This is a genomic window from Gilliamella sp. ESL1225 (genome assembly GCF_058502635.1).
In genome coordinates this window covers 1,540,356-1,552,622 of the sequence record NZ_CP196358.1, presented here as the reverse complement: position 1 = coordinate 1,552,622, position 12,267 = coordinate 1,540,356, and the positions used below count along the sequence as shown (strand labels likewise).

Annotated in this window: 7 protein-coding genes and 1 pseudogene; 4 read left to right on the top strand and 4 right to left on the bottom strand. The window is 36.3% G+C overall.

Annotated features, from left to right (window positions below):
- Positions 1–162 precede the first annotated feature (162 nt).
- From ade to ACSYSW_RS07090, 3 genes are all read right to left on the bottom strand, one after another.
- On the bottom strand, positions 163–1,899 hold the full coding sequence (gene ade, locus ACSYSW_RS07100) for an adenine deaminase (RefSeq protein WP_491705726.1): 1,737 nt from the start codon (positions 1,897–1,899) through the stop codon (positions 163–165).
- A 102-nt stretch (positions 1,900–2,001) separates the two neighbouring features.
- The gene (locus ACSYSW_RS07095) at positions 2,002–3,816 is read right to left on the bottom strand and encodes an adenine deaminase (RefSeq protein WP_491706065.1); all 1,815 of its coding nucleotides are present in this window, start codon (positions 3,814–3,816) and stop codon (positions 2,002–2,004) included.
- 251 nt (positions 3,817–4,067) lie between these two features.
- Positions 4,068–5,396 (bottom strand): NCS2 family permease, encoded by a 1,329-nt coding sequence (locus tag ACSYSW_RS07090; protein ID WP_491705727.1) that lies wholly within the window; start codon positions 5,394–5,396, stop codon positions 4,068–4,070.
- A gap of 434 nt (positions 5,397–5,830) precedes the next feature.
- Between ACSYSW_RS07090 and proC the strand changes: the two genes are divergently transcribed.
- Positions 5,831–6,643 carry a pyrroline-5-carboxylate reductase gene (gene proC, locus ACSYSW_RS07085; RefSeq protein ID WP_491705728.1) on the top strand — a complete coding sequence of 271 codons (813 nt, stop codon included), beginning with the start codon at positions 5,831–5,833 and terminating at the stop codon, positions 6,641–6,643.
- 161 nt (positions 6,644–6,804) lie between these two features.
- Here proC and bamD read toward each other — a convergent pair.
- Positions 6,805–7,539: pseudogene (bamD, locus tag ACSYSW_RS07080) on the bottom strand (outer membrane protein assembly factor BamD); the annotation flags it as partial.
- Positions 7,540–7,632: 93 nt separating this feature from the next.
- On the opposite strand from bamD, the gene rluD reads away from it, so the two are divergent.
- From rluD to clpB, 3 genes are all read left to right on the top strand, one after another.
- Entirely contained in the window at positions 7,633–8,607 is a 975-nt protein-coding gene (gene rluD / locus ACSYSW_RS07075) for a 23S rRNA pseudouridine(1911/1915/1917) synthase RluD (RefSeq protein WP_491705729.1), read from the top strand.
- A gap of 7 nt (positions 8,608–8,614) precedes the next feature.
- Positions 8,615–9,421: a peptidoglycan editing factor PgeF gene (gene pgeF, locus ACSYSW_RS07070; protein ID WP_491706066.1), complete on the top strand. Its 807-nt coding sequence runs from the start codon at positions 8,615–8,617 to the stop codon at positions 9,419–9,421.
- A gap of 212 nt (positions 9,422–9,633) precedes the next feature.
- Positions 9,634–12,204, top strand: a complete 2,571-nt coding sequence (clpB, locus tag ACSYSW_RS07065) for an ATP-dependent chaperone ClpB (RefSeq protein WP_491705730.1) — start codon at positions 9,634–9,636, stop codon at positions 12,202–12,204.
- Positions 12,205–12,267: the final 63 nt, after the last annotated feature.

The window sequence follows — 12,267 nt, the reverse complement described above, 5'->3', positions numbered from 1 at the left end:
GATTAAGTAATGAATGCATTTGAGTTTGGTTATAAATGATATGAAAATGCACTGAAAGAATTATCGAAGGTTTAGAAAACCAAAAAGGGCATTTAGCCCTTTTTAGCTTTTTATATCATTAATGATTTGCTTATTGTCAAATAGTTAATAAAGCAATTCTTATTAAATACATAAATCTATGGGTTTAAAGGCTTTTACATCAAATAAACCTGTGCAGGTTAATTTTAATTCAGGAATTACAGGTAAAGTCATAAAAACCAATGTCATTAGCGGATGAGCATCGGCATTAATATTGAGTGAACGCCACGCAACATCTATCATTCTATGTAATTCATCTGCAACTTCTTGCGCTGGTTTATCAGACATTAATCCGCCGACGGGTAGCGGTAAATGAGCAATAATTTTACCATTTTGGCAAATTGAAAATCCACCCCCCATTTGTTCAACATCTTTTACAGCAGTAAGCATATCAGCATCATTATCACCGACAACCACTAAATTATGAGAATCATGAGCAACGGTTACAGCAATGGCTCCATTTTGTATTCCATAATTAGCAATGATACCAAGCCCGATATGACCGGTTGCATGATGACGCTCAATTACGGCAAGTTTATTTAAGCCAGGATTTAATTTGGCATCAAAATGACCTTTATCATCAGCTTTGACGTCTAATTGTAAATGGCTGGTTAAGACACTTTTGGGTTTTACACCAATGACGTTGGCTTTGGTACTTGTTAGAGGAAGATCAAAACTGGATGATGTTAATTCAGGTAATTTTACTGAATGTAAAACTTTTTCGTCTTGATGGTTTTCCCATTCGACAAGTAATTTTCCCTCGCGTGCAATTTCTTTACCGGCAACAAAAACATGCTTTGCATTAAAAGAAGTCAAATCGTCGACAATTAATAAATCTGCATCAAAATTAGGTGCAATAGCACCTTTACCTTTTAATCTAAAACATTCGGCCGCATTGAGTGTGCCGAGTGTAATGGCAATTAATGGATCTAATCCATTTTCGACAGCAAGGCGCAAGCTTTTATTGATATGTCCTGTTGTTAAAATATCGGCTGGCTCTCTATCATCAGTACAAAGTACGCAGCGTCGAGAATTTGCAGGAGTAATTGCCGGAAGAAGTTTTAATAAATCTTTACATGTCGATCCTTCGCGCAGTAAAACATATTGTCCTAAAGCGATCCGATCTAACATTTCTTTAGGTGTGCTGCATTCGTGATCTGTCATAATACCTGCCATGACATAAGCAACCAGATCTTTACCTAATACGCCTGGGCTATGGCCATCGATGACTCTATCATGATCTTTTGCCATCCATAATTTATCCATCATATTATCTTGATGAAAAATGACGCTTGGATAATCCATAACTTCACCTAATCCTAGCACATTAGGATCATTAATTAATTTCAAAAGCTCATCAGCGTCAAGAACATATCCGGTTTTTTCGTAGGGCGTTGCAGGAACGCAAGAGGGTAACATAATTTGTACATTAAGCTTAGATTTACGAGCCGAATCTAACATAAATCGAATACCATCTAAGCCACAAACATTACCAATTTCGTGGGGATCGGCAATAATAGTTGTGGTTCCAAATGGTAATATACAGCGAGCAAATTCAGCTGGGGTGAGCGATGACGATTCAATATGTACATGACCATCAATCAACCCTGGCATCACGTAACCGCCTTTAGCATCGAAAACTTCTTTGGCTTTATAGTCAAAACCAAAACCAATAATTTTGCCATGTCCAATAGCGATAGGGCCTTCGGCAATTTGTTGATTATAAACATCAATCACTTTACAGTTAGTAATGAGTAAATCAGCCTCTTTACGACCGGCTGCCATGTCGATTAAATCATTAAGTTGTTCGCGTTTATTCATGATATTTCTCATTATAAAATATGAAGTTATCTAATTATTTCTTAATTAATACAGATATAAAATGACATAACTGTATCAATGATGATCGTTAAAAACGGATAATTAATGATGGCATTTAGGATGTAATTTGCCATGCGTACATCCACAGGTAAATACAGGATCCATCACGGCTTGATCATGAAAATCAATTACCCCAAGATCAGTAATGGCATAATCTGGGATCGCCGTGATTTGTAAACAGCACATGTAAAATAAAGGATCCGGTAGGTCGCAGCCTAAACGTCGGGCTATTTGTAGAAGTTTTTCTTCTTCTTCTGCCATTAAATGTGGATCTAGATCGGATACAATACCGCAAATAGGAAGCGATAAAAATCCTAAAATCTGTCCATCTTTAACAATAACTTGCCCACCACCATGCTCAGCTAAATAGTTTATTGCGATTGCCATATCTTCTGAATTCGTTCCGATACAAACAACATTATTATCATCAGGCGCGCATGAACTTGCCATTGCGCCCGCATTCAGTTTCCAACCTGAGCAGAATCCAACTTTAGGTTTGCCATCGGTTTTACCAAAGCGCTCGATAACGGTTGCATAAAGCACATCATTTTTAACATCGGGCAAAACAATACCGTCTTTAACATTTAATTCCACTTGTCGTCCCCGACGCACAAATGGAATATCGAAATCAACATCTAATGATAAAGCATGTACTTTATTTTCTTTTAAATCGGTACGAACGTTAAGATCTTTGGCTGAAACGGGTTTTAGTTTCATGCTTTGCAGTAAAACATCACTGCGTTCAGGTGGAGTAAATTTAAATACGGTTTGCTCATCTAAGACAACAATTTCACCTTTGGCAATGACGGTTGTTATATTGAATTTAATGAGATCATCAACCAGTAATATATCAGCAAATCGTCCTGGCGAAATCGATCCGACAAGGTGATCAATTCGGTAAGCTTCGGCAGCATTAATCGATCCCATTTGAATAGCCGTTAAAGGATCGACCCCATTAGCAATTGCCATACGGATTAATTTATCCATATGCCCATTAGTGATTATGTCAGAGGCAATCACATCATCTGTACAAAAACTGACTCGTCGAGAAAGTCGAGGATTTAAATGTGTGATAACTTTGACGTTTTCTGCTAGAAAATGCGAAATAGAAGATTCACGAATAATGACATTCATACCTTTACGGATTTTTTCCATCATTTCTTCATGATCATAACTTTCATGGTCAAGCCTAACACCTGCACATAATATCGCATTTAATTTGTGACCGCGGGTCATTGGTGCACAGCCGAAAATAGGTAAGCGATTTAGTCGAGCATATTCAATAGCTTTCATTACATCGCTATGCTTGTTTTCGATAAATTCACTAACGGTTTCCCATACGCCAAACACTTCTGTCCATTTTTGTACTTCTTCATGAGTGCTTGCTGTGACATTAAAACCGACATTGCTTTGTGGTAAAGTATAAGGTGTTAAAAATGGCAGTCCCCAAAACACTTTAAGGGGAGTTGCATCAATTTCTTGTAAGATTTCTTTAATACCCTCTAATCCCGCTGTAACGACATATTGATCTAATCCTGAGATAACACTTGTTGTGCCATGAGGTAGAACGGCTTTTGCGAAGCTGGTCATTGATAATTTGCTGCATTCAATATGTAAGTGACCATCAATAAGACCGGGAACAATATATTTTCCTTTTGCATCAATGATTTGAGTTTTATCGCTTTGATAACCACTAACATCGCCAGTTGCTACAATACGAGATTTGTAAATTGCGACATCGGCTGGGTAGATTTCGGATGAGGTAACATTGACTAATTGTCCATTTTTAATAATAAGATCTGCAGGAATTTTAGCAGCTCCCGCATCGATCATTTCACAAATATCTTCTTTGTACATGCTTGTCATAAATGAAAATCCTTATTCATTCTTATTATTAAAGACAAATGTTCTTTAATAAGAATGTTTTTATGTTAATTGTTTTTATATTGGTTGGATTGTTATGTTTAAACCAATATAACGTTAATGAGTTTTAAATTACTTCTTGTTTAAAGCTTTCTGCTTATATGAAGTCCTTTAACATATCTGTTTATTAAATTTATGGTTAAATATTTTTATTTAGCACTTTTTAAATTGAATGATCTCAATAGTTATAAAAATATATACCGTGCCAAAAATAAGATAGCCATAATGATTGAACAGAGTGTTAAATCTTTATATTTACCAGCGGCAATTTTCATAAAGACATAAGTGATAAATCCGGTTGCAATACCTTCTGTAATTGTAAAGGTAAAGGGCATCATAATGCAGGCGACAAAAGCGGGCACAGCTTCAGTTAAGTCTTCCCATTTAACGCGAGCGAGATCCGATGCCATTAATACCCCTATATAAATTAATGCGCCCGTTGTTGCATAAAGCGGCACCATTTTTTCGAGTGGTGATAAAAACAAAGAAAACAGAAATAGCACACCTACACCAAGTGCCATCATTCCAGTACGTGCGCCAACCGCTACACCTGCTGCACTTTCGACATAAGCCGTTACAGCCGACGTGCCCATCGCAGAGCCAAGCGCTGAACACGAACTATCAATATAAAGAGATTTTTGTTGATTCGGGTAGTGTCCGTCTTTATCGGCAAGACCGGCTTTATCCGTCACAGCAATGAAGGTGCCAGAAGATTCAAATAAATTAATCAGCATGACAGATAAAACAATGCCTAGCATTGAAACGTCCATAATTTTATTGAAATCAAATTGTCCGACAATGCCTGAAACATCAGGAGGTAAACTCACTAAACCATGATATGAGACATTTGGATCTATTACCCAGCCTATTAAGGTAACAATAATAAAAGATAATAAAATTGAAGAGTTCCATTTACGTTGAGCAAGTCCAACAACAATTAAAAAGCTAAGACAACCGAGGATAAAAGGAATTGATGTTGGATTTCCGAGTTTAACCATCGTATCGGCATCGGCAACAATGATATGAGCATTATGTAACCCGATCAATGTAATCAATAAGCCGCATCCACTACTGACGCCAATACGAATTGATAATGGAATATTGGCAATCATCCAATAACGAAGTTTAAATACTGAAAGTAAAAATAAACCTGACGCACCCATAAAAACTAACGTCATTCCTTGTTGCCAGCTGAGTCCCATCGAACCAACAAGAACATAGGCAAAATACGCATTTATTCCCATACCCGGAGCGAGGGCAATAGGGAGCTTGGCAATAATCCCCATTAGAATACAAGAAATGCCTGTAATTAAGGCGGTTGTCACAAAAACGGCTTGAGAATCCATATGAGCATCGCCTAAAATTTTAGGGTTAACAAATAGGATATAAACCATGGTAATAAAGGTGGTAAAACTTCCTATTAACTCAGTACGTAATGATGTTTTATTCTCTTGAAACTGAAAATAACGATCGACAAATGATCGTTGTGGTAACGATTGATTTTTAGATGACACAAGATAGCTCCTGTTAAGAGATTGTTTTTAAGAAGAACTGCAAAGAAGAGTTTTGATAAAATCATGCAATTAAAAACAATGAGAATATGATGCACTTTGGCGCGACGCACGCTAATAATAGTTCATCATATTGAGTGCAAAATTATAACAACTTCAAAAAATGAAGTCGATAGCAAAATATTGGAAATAGGGAATTTTGCGACTAAAAATAACTTTAAAATATGTTATTTAATTGATTAATTTATTTTTTGTATAAGTTAAGATTTGAAATAATTAACACAATTAAGGACGAAATTTTAAAAATAGTAAAGGTTTTATAAGCAGTTTTATCATCAAATGTGGAAAAAAAAGTTTGGCACTTGATTAAAATAAATACCCAGATTAATATCATTTTTTGTTATAAAATTTAATTAAATAAAAATGAGGTTTTAACAATGAATAAACGTATTGGATTTATTGGGCTTGGTAATATGGGGGGGGCTATTTTACGTGGGATTTTAGCCAGTAATCAAATTGCGGGGTCGCAATTTTATGTTTATGGTAGGCACTCTGAAATAGGTGAATCTTATCATACCCATTACGGTGTTAATAATATGACGTCGGCGCAAGAAGTTGTTGAGAATGCCGAAATTGTTTTTTTAGCTGTTAAGCCTAATGGTATGGAAGCGTTATTAAATGATATAAAAAATCATCTTTCCAAAGAAACGATTTTAGTTTCGATAGCTGCAGGTATATCGATTGAGACAATAACTCAGATAATAGGCAATCAGCATAAAATTATCCGCGTTATGCCAAATACACCTGCGCTTGTTAATGCGGGTATGAGTTCAATTACCGCAAATCCTATTGTTACAAATGATGAATTGATCGAAGTAAAATCTTTATTAGATTGCGTGGGTCGAACTGAAGTTGTGCCTGAATATTTAATTGATGCAGTTGTTGGAGCAAGTGGATCCTCGCCTGCTTTTGTATTTATGTTTATTGAAGCATTAGCAGATGGGGCAGTGAAAGGCGGATTATCTCGCAAACAAGCTTACCAATTTGCGGCGCAATCTGTACTTGGATCGGCTAAATTAGTATTAGATACAGGAAAACATCCCGCAGAATTAAAAGATATGGTGTGTTCACCAGCAGGTACCACTATTGAGGGGGTACAAGTTTTGGAAGAAAAAGGACTAAGGGCTGCAGTAATGGATGCTGTCGCCGCGAGTATTAACAAATCGAAACAGATGTCTTTAAAAAAATAAAACATAAATTTAATAAAAAACGCGCTATTTATTAAAGCGCGTTTTTTAAATTCATTTAAATGATTGATGCAAATTAACAAAGATTAATCGAGACGTTAACCACCATTAAAGACACTGGTTACAGAGCGCAAAAATGATTTTTGCTCATCTTTTGGCATATTTGCTAAATTTGCTTCAATCAGTTTATCCACTTTATTTGCTTCGACAGTTAAACCTAATTGATTATAAGCATTGCGCATCAGAAATAAACCGCGTTTTGTTGATTCAGTATCAGAAAAATCTTTTAACATTCCCGTTACACGATTTACAACAGCTACATAAGCACCGCGATCAGTATAATATTGTGCAATTTTTAATTGATAACGTGCGAGTCGATTTTTTAAATAGACTAATCGTTTTTGCGCATCAGTTGCATATGGGCTTTTTGGGTAACTCGTTACAAGATAAGTAAAGTCTTTAAAGGCTGCGTTAGCAAAATCCGGATCCCTATCAGAACGATCAACATTAAACCAGCCTTGAATTGTATTTTCATCTTGCGCCATATTGGCAAGACCACGAATATAAATTACCCAGTCAATATTAGGATGTGTCGGATTTAATTTTAAGAATCTATCAATGGAGGCAATCGTTAAGGATAAATCACCTGATTTATAATAAGCGTAAATTAAATCAAGTTGTACTTGTTGTGAATAAGGTCCAAATGGAAAGTTTTTATCCATCGATTCTAAAATGATAATACTCGATTTAATATTGCCGTTTTCGAGCTCTTGTTGGGCTTTAAGGTGTAAGTCAAATTCAGATACATTGTCTAAATTAGGTTTAGAGGTTGTACAGGCAATAAGTAGGCTACTTAGCACAATAGGCAATATCAATAATGAGGGTAAACGCAGTTTCATCCAGTTTTCAATCCAAATATAAATTAAACATTAAGCACCATGAATGGTATATAATACTCTAAAACCTAACAGCTTAAAATAGATAAATTAAGAATGCATGCGCTAAAATTAACAACCGAAATTGAAATAAGTCAGCTTGGAATGCGATTAGATCAAGCATTATCGGAACTTTTACCCGATTATTCTCGTTCGCGAATCAAAGACTGGATTTTACAAAATCAAGTAAAAGTAAATGGGATTATTATCAATAAACCTAAAGAAAAAGTTTTAGGTGGTGAACAAATTGAGATTAATGCTGAAATTGAGACCGAAACTTACCATCAAGGCGAAGATATTAACTTAAATATTGTTTATGAAGATGACGATATTTTAGTGATTAATAAACCTCGAGATTTAGTTGTTCACCCAGGTGCAGGTAACCCAAATGGTACGGTATTGAATGCACTACTTTATCATTATCCTGATTTAGCTCATGTTCCAAGGGCTGGCATTGTTCATCGTTTAGATAAAGATACAACTGGCTTAATGGTGGTTGCTAAAACCATTGAGGCACAAACTCATTTAGTTGATGCTTTACAAAAACGTGAGATCACCCGTGAATATGAAGCGGTTGCTATGGGGATTATCACAGCCGGGGGGACGATTGATGAGCCAATTACACGGCATCCAACTAAGCGCACTCATATGGCAGTATTTCCAACCGGTAAACCGGCTGTGACGCATTACCGTGTTATGGAAAAATATCGAGCTCATACACGCTTGCGTTTACGATTAGAAACCGGTAGAACCCATCAAATTCGGGTTCACATGGCGCATATTGCTCATCCATTAGTCGGTGATCCGCTTTATGGAGGTAGACCAAGACCACCAAAAGGGGCAAGCGATGATTTTATGCAAATTCTTCGCGAATTTGATAGGCAAGCATTACATGCAACAATGCTGCGCCTGTATCATCCGATTACAGGGGAATTAATGGAATGGCATGCGCCGATTCCTAATGATATGGAGCAATTAATCGCCGCATTACAACAAGATACGCAATTACATAAAGACGAACTTGATTGGTGAAATTATGATTAAATCCATTTATCCTAACTGGCATGCGCCAAGTAATATTCATGCATTTACAACCACTCGATTAGGTGGCGTAAGTAAAACGCCTTATGATAGTCTTAATTTAGCTTCTCATGTTGGTGATGAGATTTCAGATGTTATTATTAATCGAAATCGCGTGAAAATGCATGAAAAAATACCGAATGAGCCTTATTGGTTAACGCAAACTCATAGCGTGATTGTCAAAGATCTTAGTCAGCTACCTGTATCTTTTGCAACTGATAATAAGATGGATAATGGGCATTTATCATCTAATCCATTACAGTTTAATCACTTTCCCATTATTGAAGCCGATGCCAGCTACACACAGCAATCTAAACAAGTTTGTGTTGTTATGACAGCGGATTGTTTACCGGTATTGTTTTACTCTAAATCAGATCAACAAGTAGCCGCTGCTCATGCGGGTTGGCGTGGCTTATGTGATGGTATTTTAGAGGAAACGGTAAAACAATTTTCCGGTAATCGTACCGACATTGTTGCGTGGATTGGACCTTGTATTTGCGCCGATGCTTTTGAAGTCGGGCTTGATGTTAAAACAGAATTCGAATTACAAGATCCTGATGCAAAAATCGCCTTTAAATTAATTAATGCTAAAGAAGATAAATATTTAGCCGATCTTATTCTTATCGCCAAACAAAGATTACACGCAGTTGGTGTGTATGAAATTTATGGCGGTGATTATTGTACGTACCAAGATCCGCTAAATTTTTATTCTTTCAGACGCACATCCGTTACAGGCAGAATGGCTTCAATGATTTGGTTTGATTGATTTTATAAAATGATTATTTAATATTTTTTTAGTTAATCAATTAAGATTATATTTTTCTGTTAGTAGAATCTTTTATTCATAAGAATAATTGATACTGTAAAGGAAACTAGATAAGCTATTTTATTGAATTAGCTTGACCATGATCAATTAGTAGGTGTATAAAAGGATTAACTGTTTGAAAAATTAAATCAAATTATTTCAAGGAGATAAGTATGCGCTTAGATCGTTTAACGAATAAATTTCAGCAGGCACTATCCGACGCTCAGTCTATGGCGCTAGGTAAAGATAATCAATATATTGAGCCAGAGCACGTTTTAGCTGCTATGTTATCGCAAGATGGCAGTAGTATTCGTCCATTATTAACGAGTGCTGGCGCCAATCTTTCTTCTTTACAACATGAATTAACAAATGTCATTGATAAATTCCCACAAGTACAAGGAATTGGCGGCAATATTATTCCATCACAAGAATTAGTTCGTATCATGAATTTGTGCGATAAAATTGCACAAAAAAATAATGATACTTATATTTCATCGGAAATATTTGTTTTAGCTGCGCTTGAAGAAAAGGGTAAATTAGGGGATATATTAAAAAAATCAGGTGTAACAAAAGAGAGCTTTACACAAGCTGTCAATCAAGTAAGAGGAAATGAAAACGTGAATGATGCAAATGCAGAAGATCAGCGTGATGCGCTTAAGAAATATACCATTGATTTGACTGAGCGTGCTGAACAAGGAAAATTGGATCCTGTTATTGGGCGGGATGAAGAAATACGTCGAACTATACAAGTTTTACAAAGAAGAACAAAAAACAATCCGGTATTAATTGGTGAGCCAGGTGTTGGTAAAACGGCAATAGTTGAAGGTCTTGCTCAGCGTATCGTTAATGGTGAAGTGCCAGAGGGATTACGTAATAAACGAGTTTTATCTCTTGATATGGGGGCTTTAATTGCTGGTGCAAAATATCGCGGTGAATTTGAAGAAAGACTTAAAGCAGTTCTAAAGGATGTGGCAAAAGAAGAAGGTCGCATTATTTTATTTATAGATGAAATCCATACCATGGTTGGTGCCGGTAAAGGTGACGGCGCTATGGATGCAGGTAATATGCTAAAACCTGCTTTAGCACGTGGTGAACTGCATTGTGTTGGTGCAACAACGCTTGATGAATATCGCCAATATATCGAAAAAGATCCCGCTTTAGAAAGACGTTTCCAAAAGGTCTATGTTGCTGAACCGTCTGTTGAAGATACTATTGCTATTTTACGTGGACTTAAAGAACGTTATGAAATCCACCACCATGTGCAAATTACGGATCCTGCCATCATTGCTGCAGCTACCTTGTCTAATCGTTATATTTCAGATCGAATGTTACCGGATAAAGCAATTGATTTGATCGATGAGGCTGCTTCAAGCATACGTATGCAAATGGATTCTAAACCAGAATCATTAGATCGTTTAGATAGACGCATCATCCAATTAAAACTTGAACAGCAAGCATTGAAAAAAGAATCTGACGAAGCCAGTAAAAAACGCTTAGAGATGCTTAATGAGGAATTAATTGAAAAAGAAAAAGAATATGCCTCACTTAATGAAGAATGGCAAGCAGAAAAGGCTGCTGTATCGGGAACACAAAATATAAAAGCAGATTTAGATAAAGCGCGTACTGAAATGGAGCAAGCAAGGCGGGCTGGTGATTTGAATAAAATGTCTGAATTGCAATATGGGCGTATTCCTGAGCTTGAAAAGAAACTTGAAAAAGCGACTAAGCTTGAAGGTAAAACGATGAAGTTATTGCCTAATAAAGTCACTGATCAAGAAATCGCTGAAGTATTATCAAAATCGACCGGTATTCCAGTATCAAGGATGCTTGAAGGTGAAAAAGAAAAATTATTACATATGGAAGATTACCTTCATAAACGTGTTGTTGGACAAAATGAAGCGGTTTCAGCTGTTTCGAATGCTATTCGTCGTAGTCGTGCAGGATTATCCGATCCAAATAAACCGATTGGCTCATTCTTATTTTTGGGTCCAACCGGTGTCGGTAAAACCGAATTATGTAAGGCCTTAGCTAATTTTATGTTTAATAGCCCTGATGCGATGGTGCGAATCGATATGTCTGAATTTATGGAAAAACATTCAGTTTCACGTTTGATTGGTGCTCCTCCAGGCTATGTGGGATATGAAGAAGGCGGTTATTTAACGGAAGCTGTTCGCCGTAGGCCTTATTCGGTTATATTGTTAGATGAAATCGAAAAAGCACATCCTGATGTGTTTAATATCTTATTACAAGTTTTAGATGATGGTCGATTAACCGACGGTCAGGGACGCACTGTTGATTTCCGTAATACCGTGATTATTATGACTTCAAACTTAGGTTCAGATCTAATTCAAGGTCAAGCAAATCTTACTTATGATGAAATGAAAACATTAGTAATGACGGTTGTTAGTAAACATTTTAGACCTGAATTTATTAATCGTATTGATGAAACTGTTGTCTTCCATCCTCTTAATGAAGAGAATATTAAAGCAATTGCTAAAATACAATTACAACGTGTTGAAAAACGTCTTGATGAACATGGTTATCAAGTTTCAATTACCGATGGAGCTCTTGAACATTTAGCGAAAGTTGGTTTTGATCCCATCTATGGTGCAAGACCTCTTAAACGAGCTATTCAACAAGAGATTGAAAATCCTCTTGCCCAACAAATGCTTGAAGGTATTTTAGTACCAGGCAAAGAAATTAAACTTGAACTAAAACACGATAAAATTATTGCTAAACAATAAGATTTGTTTGTTTTTAATTGGAGCGCACGTATTTAACGGCGCTCTTTTATTTGAATAACAGAA